15 protein-coding genes and 1 riboswitch are annotated in these 17,103 nt (G+C 69.5%); of the genes, 10 read left to right on the top strand and 5 right to left on the bottom strand.

Annotated features, from left to right (window positions below; all coding sequences use genetic code 11):
* A partial coding sequence (locus AB0N02_RS28385; protein ID WP_363952617.1) for a hypothetical protein occupies positions 1-950 on the top strand: 950 nt, incomplete at its 5' end.
* A gap of 715 nt (positions 951-1,665) precedes the next feature.
* Here the strand turns inward: AB0N02_RS28385 and AB0N02_RS28380 are convergent.
* Positions 1,666-2,550: a hypothetical protein gene (locus tag AB0N02_RS28380; RefSeq protein ID WP_363952615.1), complete on the bottom strand. Its 885-nt coding sequence runs from the start codon at positions 2,548-2,550 to the stop codon at positions 1,666-1,668.
* Between the two features lie 116 nt (positions 2,551-2,666).
* Here AB0N02_RS28380 and AB0N02_RS28375 point away from each other — a divergent pair, with 116 nt between their 5' ends.
* Positions 2,667-3,773 (top strand): RNA-guided endonuclease TnpB family protein, encoded by a 1,107-nt coding sequence (locus AB0N02_RS28375; RefSeq protein ID WP_363952613.1) that lies wholly within the window; start codon positions 2,667-2,669, stop codon positions 3,771-3,773.
* Positions 3,774-3,832: 59 nt separating this feature from the next.
* Positions 3,833-4,075, top strand: a complete 243-nt coding sequence (locus tag AB0N02_RS28370; RefSeq protein ID WP_363952611.1) for a hypothetical protein — start codon at positions 3,833-3,835, stop codon at positions 4,073-4,075.
* Here AB0N02_RS28370 and AB0N02_RS28365 read toward each other — a convergent pair.
* On the bottom strand, positions 4,072-5,583 hold the full coding sequence (locus tag AB0N02_RS28365) for a hypothetical protein (RefSeq protein WP_363952609.1): 1,512 nt from the start codon (positions 5,581-5,583) through the stop codon (positions 4,072-4,074). The two genes, AB0N02_RS28370 and AB0N02_RS28365, sit on opposite strands and share 4 nt — an antisense overlap.
* 108 nt (positions 5,584-5,691) lie before the next feature.
* Between AB0N02_RS28365 and AB0N02_RS28360 the strand changes: the two genes are divergently transcribed.
* Entirely contained in the window at positions 5,692-6,369 is a 678-nt protein-coding gene (locus AB0N02_RS28360; RefSeq protein WP_363952607.1) for a class I SAM-dependent methyltransferase, read from the top strand.
* Between the two features lie 310 nt (positions 6,370-6,679).
* Here AB0N02_RS28360 and AB0N02_RS28355 read toward each other — a convergent pair whose 3' ends face one another.
* Both AB0N02_RS28355 and AB0N02_RS28350 read right to left on the bottom strand, forming a co-directional pair.
* A complete protein-coding gene (locus AB0N02_RS28355) occupies positions 6,680-7,624 on the bottom strand; it encodes a sugar kinase (protein ID WP_363952604.1) in 945 nt (314 codons plus the stop codon).
* A 154-nt stretch (positions 7,625-7,778) separates the two neighbouring features.
* Positions 7,779-8,564 carry an IclR family transcriptional regulator gene (locus AB0N02_RS28350; protein ID WP_363952602.1) on the bottom strand — a complete coding sequence of 262 codons (786 nt, stop codon included), beginning with the start codon at positions 8,562-8,564 and terminating at the stop codon, positions 7,779-7,781.
* A 172-nt stretch (positions 8,565-8,736) separates the two neighbouring features.
* On the opposite strand from AB0N02_RS28350, the gene AB0N02_RS28345 reads away from it, so the two are divergent.
* From AB0N02_RS28345 to AB0N02_RS28325, 5 genes are all read left to right on the top strand, one after another.
* The gene (locus tag AB0N02_RS28345; protein WP_363952600.1) at positions 8,737-9,999 is read left to right on the top strand and encodes an extracellular solute-binding protein; all 1,263 of its coding nucleotides are present in this window, start codon (positions 8,737-8,739) and stop codon (positions 9,997-9,999) included.
* Entirely contained in the window at positions 9,996-10,934 is a 939-nt protein-coding gene (locus AB0N02_RS28340) for a sugar ABC transporter permease (protein ID WP_363952598.1), read from the top strand. Before AB0N02_RS28345 ends, AB0N02_RS28340 begins: the two co-directional genes overlap by 4 nt.
* Positions 10,931-11,770: a carbohydrate ABC transporter permease gene (locus AB0N02_RS28335; RefSeq protein WP_363952596.1), complete on the top strand. Its 840-nt coding sequence runs from the start codon at positions 10,931-10,933 to the stop codon at positions 11,768-11,770. The genes AB0N02_RS28340 and AB0N02_RS28335 overlap by 4 nt, the downstream gene beginning before the upstream one ends.
* Positions 11,771-11,802: 32 nt before the next feature.
* A complete protein-coding gene (locus tag AB0N02_RS28330; RefSeq protein WP_363952594.1) occupies positions 11,803-13,488 on the top strand; it encodes a beta-N-acetylhexosaminidase in 1,686 nt (561 codons plus the stop codon).
* Between the two features lie 214 nt (positions 13,489-13,702).
* Complete coding sequence (locus tag AB0N02_RS28325; RefSeq protein ID WP_363952592.1) at positions 13,703-14,497, top strand: DUF4253 domain-containing protein; 795 nt, start codon at positions 13,703-13,705, stop codon at positions 14,495-14,497.
* A gap of 115 nt (positions 14,498-14,612) precedes the next feature.
* Here the strand turns inward: AB0N02_RS28325 and AB0N02_RS28320 are convergent, their stop codons facing one another.
* On the bottom strand, positions 14,613-15,530 hold the full coding sequence (locus AB0N02_RS28320; protein WP_363952590.1) for a lytic polysaccharide monooxygenase: 918 nt from the start codon (positions 15,528-15,530) through the stop codon (positions 14,613-14,615).
* 264 nt (positions 15,531-15,794) lie between these two features.
* Positions 15,795-15,944, top strand: a riboswitch (cyclic di-AMP (ydaO/yuaA leader).
* Positions 15,945-16,169: 225 nt separating this feature from the next.
* Here AB0N02_RS28320 and AB0N02_RS28315 point away from each other — a divergent pair.
* Positions 16,170-16,787 carry a hypothetical protein gene (locus AB0N02_RS28315; RefSeq protein ID WP_363952588.1) on the top strand — a complete coding sequence of 206 codons (618 nt, stop codon included), beginning with the start codon at positions 16,170-16,172 and terminating at the stop codon, positions 16,785-16,787.
* Positions 16,788-17,103: the final 316 nt, after the last annotated feature.

Raw genomic sequence — 17,103 nt, 5'->3', positions numbered from 1 at the left:
CTGAGGCTGAGGCCAGGAACGAGGCCAGGAACAAGGCGGAGGCCGAGGCTAGGAACAAGGCGGAGGCTGAGGCGGAGGCCAGGCAGAAGGCTGAGGCTGAGGCCAGGAACAAGGCGGAGGCTGAGGCTAGGAACAAGGCGGAGGCTGAGGCGGAGGCCAGGCAGAAGGCTGAGGCTGAGGCCAGGAACAAGGCGGAGGCTGAGGCCAGGAACAAGGCGGATGCGGATGCGAGGGCCAGGAACGAGGCCAAGAACAGGGCGGATGCGGATGCGGAGGCCAGGAACAAGGCCTACAACGATGCCAAGGCTGAGATAGTGGCCTATCTCAAGAACAAGCTTGACGCCGATCTCAAGAACGACAACGACGCCAAGAACGACAACGACGCCAAGAACGACAACGACATCAAGAACGACGGTAGGAACGCCAACTACGTCAGGAACGACAACGACGCCAAGAACGACAACGACATCAAGAACGACAACGACGCCAAGAACGACACCAGAAATGACGTCAGGAGCGACGCCAAGAACGACAACGACGCTAAGAACGACAACGACGCCAGGAACGACACCAGAAATGACGTCAGCAACGACGTCAGGAACGACAACGACGCCAAGAACGACAACGATGTCAAGAACAGCGTCAGGAACAGCGTCAGGAACGACAACGACGCTCGAAACGACAACGACATCAAGAACGACAACGACGCCAGGAACAGCAACTTCGAGGCTGAGCTCAGGATCAGGCTCGAGGCCGATTTCAAGGCTCTCGAGGATGACCTCACGAACAGGATGGAGGCCGGCTTCAAGGCTCTTGAGAATGACCTCAGGAACAGGATGACCGCCGGTTTCAGGAACGTCCGTGCCAGGCTCGACGCCAATCTCAGGAGCACCGGTACCAAGCCCGAGATTGCCTTCCGCTGGGGCGGAGCACTTCTGCGGAAGTCGTAGCGGCGTCTCGTATCGACCACCGCCTCTCGGCTGATCCTCCACACGTCTGAGGCAGGCGCCGATCACCTGCGCACCAGTCGCCGGCACCGGTGCTGATCCGCCGCCCACCGCCCACCGCCTGTCCGGCCACGTCGGCGGGCGGTGTGGCGACCGACCACGGACGCTCCTGTGTTCGTGGTCGCCCACGCCGTCCTCACCCGGCCAGCCGGGTGAGGACGTGCCCTTCACGTCCGTCGCCGAAGGGAACGACAGGGCGACCCGGCGGGCGCCCCGGCAGAGCTCCGGGTACCGGGGCGTCGAGGGCGCCGGGGGAAACACTGCACCACCTATGAAGTCCGGCTGAACGGCTGGGACGGCGGAATCCAGCCGGGGAGGACGGTCGGAACGTCGGTGTCCAGCAGATCTGCGGGGCGTCGGCCCGGTCGGTGGCCGTGTGACGGAAGGCCGCATCGACCTGTCCGACAGGCAGAGCGTCGGTGGGACGGTACGGCGGGAGACGACGAAGGTGCTGTTCCGGTCTGTGATGATCTGGACTCTCCAGATCCAGGCCACGGGAGGGACAGCACCTTCGAAGGACCGGGATCGGATGGCTTGGTCAGGCCGGCGCGCTGTACGCGTGTTACGTCCACGCGAAGGGCGGCACAACCGGCTGATCCGTATCACTCTCGGCGGCAGTGGACGTCACGGCGGGGGAGGCGTCCGGGGCAGGAGATCGTCAGCGTGACCGGGTGGGCGGTGTGTTGACGCGTTCGTTGGGTTCGGGGACGCCGCCGGTCAGGGCTGCTTCGTCGATGACCTGGTCGGCGGGCGGGGCGGTGACGACGACGGGGGATCCCCAGCCGGTGTAACGGGTGTCGATCCGCTGGGCGGCCGGAGACCCGTCCTCGGTGCTCACCAGGCGGCTGGGAAGACCTTTGCTATCGGTCCAGAGCCGCCACGGAACCTTCCGGCTGTCGAGTTCCACGCCGGACAGGCCGCGGAACAGGGGGGCGTAGGTCTTCTTGGCCGCCTTGTACAGCTCCGCCCAGCTCACCTCGCCCTGGTAGGAGAACCCGCCGGAGACGGGCTTGGCCGTCGCGCCCTTCAGCATGACCTTCATGACGGCCGGGTCGAACACGTCGATCGTCTGCTGGGTGAGCAACCGGGCGATGAACCCGCTGTCGATCTTGAAATCGTGCGGTATCTCCACGCGCATCCAGGTCTTCCCAGGGGGAAGCAGACTTTCGTAAAGACCGCCGGAGACGTAGACGCCCTCCTTGACGGCGATCGTGCGGTACTGCCGGAAATCGTCGACGTAGGGCGGCGTGTCCTTCCCCTTCTTCCCGCTTCCTGGGACGGGAACCTGCCGGTGGGTGTTGTCGAAGGCGACGGGGCCGGTGGGGCCGAGTTGCAGGTTGATGTCGTACCGGCGCTTGGCCGGGGGCATGTTGTCGCGGGGAGTGAGTGTGCTCTCCGAGATTCGGACGCCGTGCCCGGCCAGGAGTTGCCGCTTGATCGCCCGCGCCGGGTCGGGCGGAGCGGTCTGCGCGGCGGCGGGAGCGGTGGAGATCGACACGGATGCGACCAGTACAGCCGCCGCCAGAGCAACACATCGCCTCATCAGAACTCCTTGGGTGTGGAGACCCCTACCTTCAGGCGGGGGAGGAAACACGGCATACCGTCACAGAGTCGAACACCTGCTCGATATTCGGCTGGTCGTGTGGTAGAAGGTGGGGGATGACGCGGCTCGTGAAGCGGGCCTACAAGTACCGCTTCCACCCCACCCCCGGGCAGGCCCTTGAGCTCGCCCGGACCTTCGGCTGCGTGCGTCTGGTCTACAACAAGGCCCTGGAGGAACGCACCCGCGCCTACCGGCTGGAAGGGCGCCGCGTATCCTATGCGGAGTCGTCGGCCGCGCTCACCGCCTGGAAACGCGGCGGTGACCATGCCTTCCTGGCGGAGGTGTCGTCGGTTCCGCTGCAGCAGGCGCTGCGGCATCTGCAGGCGGCGTTCGCGAACTTCTTCGCCAAACGCGCCCGGTATCCGGTCTTCAAGTCGCGCAAGAGGTCGCGGGCGTCGGCCGAGTACACCCGCTCGGCCTTCCGCTGGCGCGACGGCCGGCTCACCCTGGCGAAGATGGACGAGCCGCTGGACATCGTGTGGTCGCGCCCCTTGCCGCAAGGCGCAGAGCCGTCCACGGTCACCGTCTCCCGGGACGCGGCGGGTCGCTGGTTCGTCTCCCTCCTGGTCGAGGAGGCGATCTCCCCGCTGCCGCCGGTTGAGGCGGCGGTAGGGGTGGACGCAGGGATCACCGCTTTGGCGACGCTGTCCACCGGCGAGAAGGTCGTCAACCCCCGGCACGAGCGGGCCGACCGGCGCAAACTGGCCAAAGCCCAGCGGGCGCTCGCCCGCAAGACGAAGGGGTCGGCCAACCGGGCCAAGGCCCGTCTCAAGGTCGCGAGGGTGCACGCCCGGATCGCCGACCGCCGCCGGGACCACCTGCACCAGGTCACCACTCGTCTCGTCCGTGAGAACCAAACGGTCATGATCGAGGACCTCGCCGTCGCCAACCTGGTCAGGAACCGCGGCCTGGCCCGCGCCATCTCGGATGCGAGCTGGCGGGAGTTGCGCCGCATGCTGGAGTACAAGGCGGCCTGGTACGGGCGTGAGCTGCTGGTGGCAGACCGGTGGTTCCCGTCGTCGAAGCTGTGCTCGGCGTGTGGAGCACTGCAAGGCAAGATGCCGCTCGGCGTCCGGGAGTGGGTGTGCGCCTGTGGCGCGGTCCATGACCGAGATGTGAACGCGGCCCGCAACATCCTGGCCGCCGGGCTGGCGGACAGGTGAAACGCCTGCGGAGCTGGTGTAGGTCCTCAACGAGAGTCCTCTCGGGCGGGCGACCGGCGGTGAACCAGGAACCCTCACGGGCGACCGTGGGAATCCCCTTCGTTCACGAGGGGGAGGATGTCAAGGAGCTCATCGAGTATGGCATCGACGGTCCCTGCGAAGGAATCATGGTCAGGGGCGGTGGGGACGTCGGGGTCCTGGTGCTGTCCGGGTCCAGCGGGCGGATCGAGACCGAGCGGTCGCGTCTGCTGGCAGGGCAGGGTGTCACGGCGCTCGGACGGCGCCGGGCCCCGCACGGTTAGGGCACCAGCTTCACCATTGTCGCGGGCGGCAGTGACGGGTTGGCCGCCGCGGCTTCCACCACGTTCCAGTCGTCGTCGGTGAGCAGTTCGGCGATGACCTGTGGCGGCAGGGCCGGATGACCGGCGGCGACGCTTCTGGCCCTCCGGTCCGGCAGGCAGGCCAGCAACGCCGAGGCCGTCGCGTTGCGGTGCCGGGCGATCTCGCGGAACGCCTTTTGCGCCGGTGGCCGATGCCGGGCCAGGGACTCCAGCAACGCCGGTGAGGCGTCCGGGTTCTGCGCCACTTTGGCGATGACCTGCGCCCCGTGCCGGTCGACCATGGAGCGAAGCCGGGCTTCGGACAGGCCCGGGTGCGGTGCGATGGATTTGACCACCTTGGCGTCGGGATCGGTGGCCAGCGCGTCGCGGATCCCGGACGGAAGATCGCGTCGTTCGGCCAGCAGCATCCGCACGGCCGAATTCGGAGAGGCGGCCAGTTCCTCGATCTCGGCGGGAGAAGCGGTGGCGATCCGCGGCAGCAGGGTGGAGCCGACCTTGGCGGTGTCCGCCAGGAGGGTGAGGACCTCCAGCGGTACGTGTGGATTACGGGCGAGAGCGCGTCGCACGTTGGCGTCGGGGTCGACGGCCAGTACGCGGATCAGGCCGTCGCCGATCGCGGGATTCTCGGCGAGGGCGGTACGGACATAGGAGTCCGGGCTGTCGGCGAGGCGTTCGTACATCGCCGCCGGCAGGTCGGGGCGGTCGGCCAGCTGGTGGCACACCAGCGTTGAGGGATGATCGGCGAAGCCGATGACGGCGGCGACGGGCGTGGCCGGGTTTCGCAGCGCGTTCAAATGCGTTTCGTGAACGGTGAACTCATGGGAGCCGTCGCACGAGGCCTCCGGCGGCAGGCATAGGCCGAGCGTCGGGCATTCGGGATCGGGGGTGAACGGCGTTTCCACGCGGTCGCAGTCCAGGCACCAGCGCGCCGGAGGCAGTCCCTCACCGGTGAGCAGTGCGGCCAGCACCTCCGGAGGTGTCGCCTTGTTGGCCGCCACCATGCGGCGGACTTCGGCATGCGGATGCTCCGCGAGCCGGGCAGCCGTGCCCGGTGTCGTCCGCCACGCGAGGTTCGTGACGACCTCTATGTTCGCGTCGGCCGCGAGGATCTCCTCCACATCGGACGGGAGGCCTGGACAGTCGGCCAGCCACTCCCGGCGTTCGAGGCTCGGATCCACGGCGAGCAGGCGTGCCCACGCCGGGCGACCGGCGCCCTCGTCGAGCAGGGCGAGCGCGGCGAGCGGCTGCGCCACGGGATCTACGTCGTCGGCCGTCAGCAGGCCCCGCTTCACGAGATGCGCAACGCACTGTTCGGTACGCGAGGCCAGCGCGAGCGCCTGCGCGCGGGTGAGGTCCTCACGCTTGGCCAGCGCCTCGGCGAGGTCCTCACCGGCAGCCGTGATCAGTCGATCGACCAGCTCGGACGGCAGAGCCGGATTGACGGCGAGGCCGCACAGGACATGATTCACAGGAACATCCTGCCCGAGTCATGATCATGTGGCTCGTGATTATCTCGGTGATGGCGACGGCGACAGTGAGGTCCCGGCGGGCCGCACAGCGGGAAGGGATGAGGACTCGTGGGGGGACTGCTCGATGGGGAGGCGTTGGAGCGGTCTTCGGTGGTGGCGAACTGTGTCATGAACCGGGAGCGCGGGCTGAGCGGTTCCAACGGGTACGGCCGCGAGCTGGGGATCGACGTCCTGGAGTTCCTGCGCGGGCGGGTGCGAGAAGGGCGGCGGGTGCGCTGGCTGGACCTGTGCTGCGGATCGGGCCGCGCTCTCTTCGAGGCGTCTCACCGGATCGGAGACGCGGTGGAGATCGTCGGGATGGACCTGGTCGGCTTCTTCGCCGGTCCGTCCCGTCCGCCGGGGCTGCGGCTGATCACCGCCTCCGTCGTCGACTGGGTGCCCGAGGGGCTCTTCGACCTGGTCACGTGCGTCCACGGTCTGCACTACGTGGGCGACAGGCTGGGCGTACTGTCCCGTGCCGCCTCATGGCTGGCCGACGACGGCCTGTTCGTCGGCAACTTCGACGTGGACGGCGTCCGGCTCGCGGACGGCGCCCCGGCGGGGCGGCGTCTCGTGTCGGCGCTGCGGGCTTCGGGACTGGACTACGACGCCCGGCGTCGCCGCGTCTCGTGCCGGGGACGGCGCGAGGTCACGCTGCCCTACCGCTACCTGGGCTCCGACGATCGCGCCGGCCCCAACTACACCGGCCAGTCCGCGGTGAACTCCCACTACGTCCACGAACCGTGACGCCTCCCCGGCGGATCCGAGCGGGCTTTCCGGCCGGTGAGAGCCGGGGGACGGTGGCGTACGGCGAGCGTACGGGCGGGGTGCGCGCCGTTCATCGGCGCCGGTCAGGCGGGTGCCACCGCTCGCCGTACCGGCGCCGATCATCGGTCACCAGCGTGATGGGGGAGGAGGCCGGTCGTGATGGGGGGCCGGTCGTGGTGGGGGAGGAGGCCGGTCGTGAGTGGCTGGTTTGGCAGGGAGGGGCGTGGGTGGCTGATGTGGTGGTGGGGGAAGAAGGGGGTGTGCCGGGTTCGGCAGGGGGGGAAGGGGGTCAGCGGGTTACGGCGTCTGTGGGGTGGAGGAGGGCGAGGTCGGCGCGGTGGGGGAGGCTCTCCCAGTCGCCGTCCGAGGTGACCGCGAACGCCCCGGCCGCGCAGGCGGTGGCCAGACGTCGTTCGGGCGTCGCTCCCTCCAGGGTCTCGGCGAGCCAGCCCGCCGCGAAGGCGTCCCCGGCGCCGACCGGGTCGAGCTCGGTGACCCGGTACGGCTCCGCGTGCCGTACGACCCCGTCGGACAGTTCGACGGCGCCGAGCGGACCCCGTTTGACGAGCACGTGCCGGGGGCCGAGGGCCGACAGGGCATCGGCGAGGGCGGCCGCGTCCTCACCCTCGACGAGCAGGCGGGCCTCGGCCTCGGTGGCGAACAGCACGTCCGCGGAGGACACGATCTTCCGCAGCGACGCGGAGGCCTCGTCCGGGCTCCACAGGGCCCGGCGGTAGTTGACGTCCATCGAGACCGTCACGCCCGCGGCACGGGCCTCGGCGACCGCGGCGTGCACCGTCTCGGCGGCGGAGGCGGACAGCGCGAGCGTGATCCCGGTGACGTGCAGCACGCGGGCCGAGCGGATCAGCGTGAGGTCCAGGTCGGCGGGCCTGAGCCGGGATCCGGCGCTTCCCGAGCGGTAGTAGCGCACGTCGACCAGCTCGACGGTCCGCCTGCTCTTGACCATCAGTCCCGTCGGCGCCTCCGGATCGACGATCATTCCCCGGACGTCGACCCCCTCGCCCGACAGCGTCGAGCGGAGCAGCTCCCCGAACTCGTCGGCCCCCACCCTGCCGATCCAGGCCGCGCTCCGGCCGAGACGGCTGACGCCGATCGCCAGGTTCGACTCGGCGCCGCCCACACCGAGGCCGAAGTCACGGGCATGCCGGAGCAGACCGGTACGTCGCGCGGTGAACAGCGCCATGCTTTCCCCGAGCGTCACCAGATCGATCATCAAGAGTTGGTCCTTAGCGCTTGTCGTTCGGATTCCCGGAAGGGATTCCCGGGATGGACGGCCGAGGCCCCGACCCTCGCCTCCGCCAGAGTCAACAGGCTCCGGGACGGAAAGGAGGCGAATTCCGGAAGGCCGATGAGGCGGCCCGGGAGGGTCAGCGGGTCGAGCCGAGTTTCCTGGAGATGCGCAGGGCGGTCTCCGCGACCAGCGGGCCCAGCTCGCGCACCCGCGCGGCGGTGATCCGCGAGGTCAGGCCGGAGACGGAGATGGCCGAGGTCGCGGCGTCGGCGTGGTTGAAGATCGGGGCCGCGACGCAGCGCACCTCGGGCTCGTTCTCCCGGTCGTCGACCGCGTAGCCCCGCTGCCGGATGCGGCCCAGCTCGGTCCGGAGCCGGTCGGCGTCGACGATGGTGTGGCGGGTCATCGGCGGCATCCCGGCGGCCACGACCTTCTCGACGTCCTCCTCCGCCTGCCAGGCGAGGATCGCCTTGCCGACGGCGGTGCGGTAGACGGGTGCCCGGCTGCCGACGCGCGAGGCCATCCGCACGGTGGTCTCGTTCTCGACCTTGTCGATGTAGACCACCTCCGGCGGGTCGTAGACCACGAGGTGGACGGTCTCCCTGACCTCGGACATCAGGCGGTAGGACTCCTCGGCGGCCACGGTGCGCAGGTCCAGCGTCGCCAGGTACGCCTGGCCGAGGTGGAGCGCGCCGTGCCCGAGCCGGTAGGCGCCGGTCTTGCGGTCGCGGTCCAGCAGCCTGGCCTCGACGAGCGGGAGGGTCAGCCTGAGCACCGTGCTCTTGGACAGGCTCAGCGACTCGGCGAGCCGGGTGAGCGACAACCCCTGGCCGGCGCCCGCGTGGTCGCGTACGTGTTCGAGCACGGCGAGGGCACGCCGTAGCGAGACCGACTGGTTGCGTTCGGGAGCAGGTTCGTTCATCACGGCCTCAACGGTGATCGGGAGGGTCGAACACGCAGGTCAAATTAGGGGACTCGACGACCTCGTTGCCACTTTGCAGCACAAGGTTCTGCAATGCACAACAAAATACGCCACCTCTTCCGATGACCGGCGCGCCCTTTCTAGGGTCTGCCGCCAACAGGAGGAGAGAGTTGTGAAGATCCTGAACTGGGCGGCGGCGGGTGTGGCCCTGCTGGCCCTCGCCGCGTGCGCGCCGTCGACCGCTCCCTCCGCGAGCGGTGGTGATGAGAAGTCCGGAACCCTGCGGGTGTGGCTCTTCGACGAGCCCAACCGCGCCCCCAAGGAGAAGGTCGTCGCCGAGGCGATCAAGGAGTTCACCGCCGCCAACGCGGACGTGAAGGTCGAGATCACCTACATCCCGACGACGCCCGCCAGGCACGAGAAGTTCAAGGGCGCGTTCAACGATCCGGCGAGCGCCCCGGACGTCGCCGAGTACGGCAACACCGACCTCGCCGAGTACGCCGCCGCGGGCGGCTTCGCGGACCTGAGCGCCGATCTGGCGGCCTGGCCCGAGGGCAAGGACGTCGGCGCCGACCTCCTCAAGTCCGCGACCGTTGACGGCAAGGTCTACGGCCTGCCGTGGTACATCGGCATCCGTGCCCTCTACTACCGCACCGACGTCTTCACCGAGCTCGGCCTCACGCCGCCGAAGACGCTGGGGGAGCTGACCGAGACCGCCCGCGAGATCCGCAAGAAGAAGCCCGACCTGTACGGCGTCGCCGTCGGCGGCGAGTACACCTTCGGCGCCCTCCCGTTCGTCTGGGACGCGGGCGGCGACATCGAGAACCTCAACGGCCCCGAGGCCCGCAAGGGTGTGCAGGCGTACACCGACCTGCTCAGCGACGACAACTGCCCGCCACAGGCCTGCGCGAGCCTCACCGGCGGCAAGACCGTCGAGCTGTTCGCCGGCGGCAAGGCGGCCATGGGCATCCTCGGCAACTTCAGCCGCGCCGCGGTCGACGCGGGCGCGGCGGCGGGCAAGTACGCCGTGATACCGCTGCCCGGCTCCAAGGAGGGCACGATCGCCCCCGCCTTCTCCGGCGGCAACAACCTCGGCGTCATGAAGAACAGCAAGCACCGCTCGCTGGCGGTGAAGTTCATGGAGCTGCTGGGCGGCAAGGCATACCAGACCAAGATGTACGAGGCCATGGGCAATCTGCCCACGCTGACCTCGGCGCGTGACGAGCTGGCGGCCAAGGACTCCTTCCTCAAGCCGTTCCTGGACACCGTCGCCGCGGGGACCCGTTTCGTGCCGATCGACCCGGCCTGGGTGAAGATCGACAACCAGAAGGTCATCCCGACCATGCTCCAGAAGATCGCGACCAAGCAGGCCACCGTCGAGCAGGCGACCGACGAAGCGGCCGCGGCGGTGAAGGCCGCCTTCGGCCGGTCATGACCGCGGTGACCACGGCGCCCGCGGACCCGGGGGTCCGGGTCCGCGGGGGGCCGCCACGTCCGGGCGGCGGGCTGCGGGCCTGGCTCTACCTGCTGCCGTCCGCGGCCGTCCTGCTGCCGCTGTTCGGCTACCCGCTCTACATGCTCGGCCTGCTGTCGGTGTTCGACTACCGGCAGGCCCAGGTCAGCGGCGGCCGGCCGACGCGGTTCGTCGGGTTCGGCAACTACGCGACGCTCCTGGGGGACGGGCGTTTCTGGTCGGTGCTCGGGCAGACGCTGGTGTTCGCCGCCGCCCTGGTCGTCGCGACGCTCGCCGTCGGCGCGGTGCTCGCCGTCGTGCTCACCAGGGCGGGACGGGTGCCCCGCCTGCTGCTGTCGCTGGCCGCGATGGCGGCGTGGGCGGCGCCCGCGATGACCGGCTCGACCGTCTGGATGTTCCTGTTCGACGCAGACCTGGGCCTGGTCAACCAGGTCCTCGGCATCGAGGGCTTCAACTGGTTCTACGACAGGTGGCTGGCGTTCGGCGTGGTGGGCGCCACCGTGGTCTGGCACTCCTTCCCCTTCGTCATGGTGACGCTCTACGCGGGCATCCAGGCCATTCCCGGCTCGGTGCTGGAGGCGGCCGCGCTCGACGGGGCCTCGGCGTGGCACACCTTCTGGCGGGTCGTCGTGCCGATGCTGCGACCGCTGATCACGATCGTGGTCATCCAGTCGATCATCTGGGACTTCAAGATCTTCACGCAGATCTACGTGATGACCAACGGGGGCGGCATCGCCGGGCAGAACACCGTGCTCAACGTCTACGCCTACCAGACCGCCTTCGGCTCCTCGGAGTACGGGCTCGGCTCGGCGATCGGCGTGATCATGACGTTGATCCTGCTCGCGGTCACCCTGTTCTACATCCGCGCCCTCCACCGCAGCGGGGAGAAGCTGTGAGCAGATCCCGCCTGATCGCCAACGTCGTCGCGGTGGCCGCCGCGTTCCTGACGTTCTTCCCGATCTACTGGATGGTCCTGTCGGCGCTCAAGCCCGCCGGTGAGATCCAGTCGCTGCACGTGCGTCCCTGGACCCTGGCCCCGACCTTCGAGCACTTCCTGCGGGTGATCGGCGGGGAGAACTTCGGCCGCTACTTCCTCAACAGCGCCGCCGTCGCGCTGACCGTCGTCGTGCTGTCCGCGGTCGTGGCCTTCCTCGCCGCCGTCGCGGTGACCCGGTTCCGCTTCCGGTTCCGCACCACGGTGCTGATCATGTTCCTGGTGGCGCAGATGGTGCCCGTCGAGGCGCTGACCATCCCGCTGTTCTTCCTGTTCAGAGACATCGGTACGGTCGCGCCCGGCGTCGGGCTCAACACGCTGGGCTCGCTAGTCCTGGTGCACCTGGCCTTCTCCCTGCCGTTCGCGGTCTGGATGATGCGGGGGTTCGTGGCCGCGGTCCCCGAGGCGCTGGAGGAGGCCGCGATGATCGACGGCGCGAGCAGGCCCGTCGTCCTGTGGCGGATCCTGTTCCCCCTGGTCGCCCCCGGCCTGGTCGCGACCAGCGTGTTCTCCTTCATCGCCGCGTGGAACGATTTCATCTTCGCCAGAACCTTCATCATCTCGGCCAAGGACAGCCAGACCCTGCCCGCGGCCCTGCTGGTCTTCTTCAAACCCGACGAGAACGACTGGGGCGGAATCATGGCGGCCTCAACGCTGATGACCATTCCCGTACTGATCTTCTTCGTGGCCGTCCAGCGCAGGCTGGTGGCCGGACTCGGTGGGGCGGTGAAGGATTGAGCTCCGCCGAACCGGTGTTCTTCATCGGACCCGTGCCTCCCGTGGGCCCCGCCGCCCACGGACTGATCCCGCTGCCGGCCGCCGTACGGCCCGGCTGGGGGGAGTTCACGCTGACCCCGGGCACCACGCTCGACGCCCCGCCCGAGCTGGCCGCGGTCGCCGCCTGGTTCCGCTCCGCGCTCGGCCCGGCCACCGGCTGTGCGCTGCTGCCCTCGGGCGCTCCCGCCGGCGGCCCGAACGGGAACGGCCGGGGCGGGAACGGTCAGGGAGGGAAGGGCCAGGGCGGGGACGGTCAGGACGGGGACGGTCAGGGCGGGGATGGCTGGGACGGAGGGGGGCCGGGACAGGAGCGCATCGTGCTGGCCCTCGACGACGGCCTGGAGCCGGAGGGACTCCGCCTCCGGGTCACCCCCTCCGGTGTGTGGATCACCGGCGGTGACCCCGCCGGGGTGTTCTACGGGGCCCAGACGTTCCGGCAGCTGCTCCCGCCCGCCGCGCTGCGCCGCGGCCGCGTGGCGGGTGCGCCGATGACCGCGCCCGCCACGGAGATCGAGGACCGGCCCAGGTACGGCTGGCGCGGCTGCATGCTGGACGTCGCCCGGCACTTCATGCCCAAGGCCGACCTGCTCCGGTTCATCGACCTGCTCGCGCTGCACAAGCTGAACGTGCTCCACCTCCACCTCACCGACGACCAGGGCTGGCGGCTGGAGATCGCGAAGTATCCCCGGCTGACCTCGGTGGGAGGCTGGCGCCCCTCGAGCATGCTCGGCTCCCGCCAGCACGGGCTCCACCTCGACCGCCCGCACGGCGGCTTCTACACCGCCGACGACGCGCGGGAGATCGTCGCCTACGCGGCCGAGCGGTTCGTCACCGTGGTCCCCGAGATCGACTTTCCGGGCCACACCCAGGCCGCCGTCGCCGCCTATCCCCGGTTCGGCGTACGGCCGACCGAGGTCCGCACCACGTGGGGCGTCTCCGAGGACGTCCTCGACGTCACCTCCGCCGAGGCGCTCGGCTTCTGCCGCGACGTCCTGGACGAGGTCATGGAGCTGTTCCCCGGCGCCCACATCGGGATCGGCGGGGACGAGTGCCCGGGGGATCCCGTCTCGCGGGAGGCCTTCGTCTCGGCCCTGGCCGAGCACGTCATCGGGCGGGGGCGCACGCCGTACGCCTGGGACGAGATCCTGGAGTGCGGGGCGGTGCCGGGGGTGACGGTCGCGGCCTGGCGGGGACCGCGGGCGGCGGTCGTGGCGGCGCGGGCCGGTCACCGGGTGGTCTCCTGCCCGGACATGTCCGTCTACCTCGACTACCGCCAGTCGGAGCTGCCCGACGAGCCCGTCCCCGTCGGGCCGCCGCTCACGCTGTGGGACGTCCACGCCTTCGACCCCGTGCCGGACGGGCTGAGCGCCGAGGAGCGCTCCCGCGTGATCGGGGCCCAGTGCAACGTGTGGACCGAGCACATGGACGGCACGCGGGCCGTCGACTACATGGTCTTCCCCCGGTTGTGCGCGTTCGCCGAGGTGGTGTGGTCCGCGGGGCGGACGCCGTACCCGGAGTTCACGCGGCGGCTGGAGACGCACTCGGCCAGGCTCGACGCGCTGGGCGTGGAGTATCGGCCCGACGCCGGGCCGCACCCGTGGCAGCGCCGTCCCGACGCGCCGGGCCTGCCGCTCAGCAAGGCGGAGCGGGAGGCCATCGTGGCCGAGTTCGGCGTCTGACCCGCGCCGGACCCACTCCGGGCCCGCTCCGGCACTCGGTCCGCGAGCGGGCCCGGAGTGGGCCCGGAGTGGGGTTCGGCGCACCGGTATACCGTTCCTTTTCCCCCGCTGTGGAGGATAACTGTCGCTCGGGAGCCTGACAGGCCAAAATTGATCCGTGGTCAGGATCGGATCGGTAGGGATGAGCGATTGCGAGCGTGGGCAACTTCCGCCAGTGCTGGGCCAGCTGTTCCACGACGGTGGTGAGGGACGGAGCCTTTTGCTGGAGCTGCCACCCGGAGACGTCGTGTGGCCCGATCCTGATTACTCTCAGTTCGCCTTCGATCACCTTCCGGCGTTCTGGCTCAGTGACATGGCGGTTCCCGGTGAGCTCTGGGCCGCGCTGAGGGCCGAGCATGAGCACTCGGGGCTGTGGCCCGTGCTGCTGGAGGACTCCGTCCAGCCCTGGTCTGCAGGGCAGATCGCTCCCGACGCGGTGGCCGAGATCGACAACTACCACACGGGCGCGTTCATGGCCGAGGTGTGGTCGGACTGGGTGGAGAGGGCCCATCCCGACCAGCTCGAACTGCTGGCCCCCTTCGGCATGCACTGCCCCGGCCCCGCCCCGTCGGGCAAGCTCGCCGCCGACCCGGGCGTGGTCGCCGACTGGTACGCCGGACTGGTCGCCGAGCGCAGGACCCCGCTCGGGCTGGTCGCGGCGGAGCGGGGGGCCGACGCGCTGGCCGTCATGGGATGGCAGGGCGCGCTCAACCACAACGAGTGGATGGTCCCGCTGGCGGCCGTACTGCGCAGCTGGGAGGACAGGTTCGGGGTGCGGGTGGTCGGCCTGGGGTTCAACACCCTCGACCTGAGCGTCGCGGCGCCCCCGGTCACCGCGGAGCACGCCCTCCACGTCGCCGCCGAGCACTGGACGTTCTGCCCGGACAGCGTCATCTACAGCTCCGGGACGCTGGCCGACTACGCCGAGCAGATCAGGGGCAGGAACGCCTGGTCCTTCTGGTGGGACTGACGCTTCGGCGCCGCCGGGCACGGCCCGGCGGGGGAGGGGCCGCCCGGGGAGGACTCCCCGGGAGGACGAAGGAGTCCCGGCCCGCGCGGACCGGGACTCCGTGGCGCGGTCACCCCTACAGGAGCCGCCAGAGAGCGGGGACGTTGGGCGGCTCCCACCCGGGCAGGGAGGTGTGGGCCTGCACGCAGCGGTAGTGGTTGCCGTTGTACTTCACCAGCGTCCCGGCGGCGTAGGAGACCCCCGGGGCCCAGTCGTTCGGCAGGGGCGGGGTGCTGGGGCTGGGGGGAGGCGTCGAGGGGGTCACCGTCGGGGTCGCCGTCGGGGTCGACGTGGGGGTCACCGTGGGGGTCGCCGTCGGGGTCACGGTGGGCGTGACGGTGGGGGTCGGCGTGGACACGTTGCCGAAGGTCACGTCGGAGCAGGTGTAGAACGCCTCGGCGCTGTCCGAGCGCTGCCAGATCGAGTAGACGATGTGGCGGCCCGTCTTGGCGGGAAGCTGGCCCTGCATGACGTATTCGCCGTTGGACTTGGTGGGGTTCTTCACCTTCACCAGCGGCGTGGTCTCCAGGTCCGACCACTTCAGCGGCTGGAGCGGGTTGAAGCCGTCCTTGGTGATGTAGATCTCGAAGGTGCCGGGGTGGTCGGCGGTGTACGGGTAGCGGAAGGTGTAGGGGCCGCCTCCCGTGGGGAGCGCGGTCGAGGGCCAGTCGGTGCGGGCCGCGTCGTACGCCCGGTACTTGGCGCGTCCCGCGCTGCAGAGCTGGCCGTCGGGGATGATCTCGCGATGCTTGCCGTTGGCGGTGCCGATGTTGAGTTCGTCCCAATCGTAAAGCGGCTGGGTGTCGCCGTTGCCGACCGCGGCTTTACACGCGGGGGTGTCCGGGGACTCCGGGTTCTCCAGATAGCAGGCGTAGACCCGGCTGATGGGCGTTCCCATGGATCCGTGGGCATAGGCCGCGTTGACCATAACCGTCGCCAGCAGGGCCGGCGCGGTGGCCGCGGCCACTGTCAGGCCGATCGTTCGTTTGTTCATCGGCGCTGCTCCTTCGGGGGGTGAAAGAGAGAAGTTGCAGGTCAGCAGCATGATTACTGTGAAACTATTAGGTAAGTTTCCTAACAGTTTCACCGAACCTAACGCTCGGGAACGAGTATGGTCAAGGCCCGGCCAATGCCCCTTTCTTGGGTGTTGAAGGTAGATCTTCTGGGCCTTTCATGGCTTTTGCTTTGCTTTGTCCCATTGTGGTGGGTAGTGTCCTAGTTGTTCTCGACCGGTGACTTGCCCTTCAGGAGAAGGAGCGGCCGGCCGACGTCGAATCCCAAAGGCCCACAAGGCCAAGGGAGCCGGGGACCCACTTCTTGGGGTGAATCCGCAGCGAACCCGCAGCGGTAGGGCAACTCCACCGCCCGAACCCGTCAGCTAACCCGGTAGACGAGATGGAGAGGAGATCCCCTAATGGATCGCTGTGTCGCATTCATCCAGCTACGCACCGCGTACGTGACGACCAACTAGAACTTCTTCGCCGCGCTCGGCCGCGGCACCACGCACCGCGCTCCGCGTAGCGTCCGGTCTCTCCGGCTGCGACCTCTCTTCCCTGTGAGCGCTCACGCCCGTGCCTCTTCTTGACCCGACGCACGAGGCTGTCCTGTTCCCTCGCGAAAGAGCTTCCATTTCATGCGTTTCTCCCTTGGCCTGCGTAACCGTCTCCTCGCCGCGACCCTCCTGGGCGCGAGCGTCCTCACCTCCGCCGGAGTGGTCTCCGCGCTTCCCGCCGCGGCCGACACCGGCACCGGATCCAGCAGCGTCGCCGCTCCCGCGGAGACCGTCCTGCTGAAGGGCTCGACCAGGGCCTCCTACTTCTGGGACGACTCCTCCGGCCGCGCCGGGGACACCGGTCTGCCCGCGAGCGGCAAGCCCATGCAGAAGGGCATGATCGCGAGCCCCAGCTGGCCGCTGTTCACCGAGGGCTACGTCATCTACAACGGCAAGAAGGCCAAGTTCTTCGTCGGCGACCGCGGTCCCGGCGTGCCCTCCAGCAGCGGCGTCATGATCGACCTCGACGCCAAGACCTTCGCCGACCTGACCGGCGGCACGTTCAACTCCGGCACGCTGGGCGTGGACGGCGTCGGCGGCCAGGGCCACATCAAGGTCGACTACGTCATCACCAAGTGGGGCGACGGCGTGGGCAAGAAGAACTACCCCGTGCCCTTCTCCAGTGGCGCCTGGAAGGCCGTGGACAACAACCCGGCCACGCCGCCGAAGGCCGTCGTCGCCGAGCCGGCCCAGCCGTAGCGGAGACCCGGGAACCTCCCCGTCCCCCCGGGGAGTCCCGTCCCCCTCACGTCCCCTTCCCGAGGATCCCCGGTCACCTCCGTCTCCTCGGGAGCCCCCATCCCCCTTCCCCCCACGCCCTCGGCGGACCCCACCCCGTGTCCCCGAGGATCCCCCGCCCCCCGCTCCCTTCCCCCCGGAAACCCCCTCTTCCTTCCCCCGGAATCCCCCTTCCGGATCCCCCTTCCGGATCCCCCTTCCGAAAAGCCCCCGCCCCCTGCGGATCCCCCGAAACCCCCGCCCCCTGAGAGCAAGAGCGGACGCCCGCGCGGGCGTC

The sequence above is a fragment of the Streptosporangium sp. NPDC051022 genome (assembly GCF_040683035.1).
GTDB lineage: Bacteria > Actinomycetota > Actinomycetes > Streptosporangiales > Streptosporangiaceae > Streptosporangium.
The sequence above is the reverse complement of the archived record's forward strand: the minus strand, read 5'-3'. Positions and strand labels throughout refer to the sequence as shown.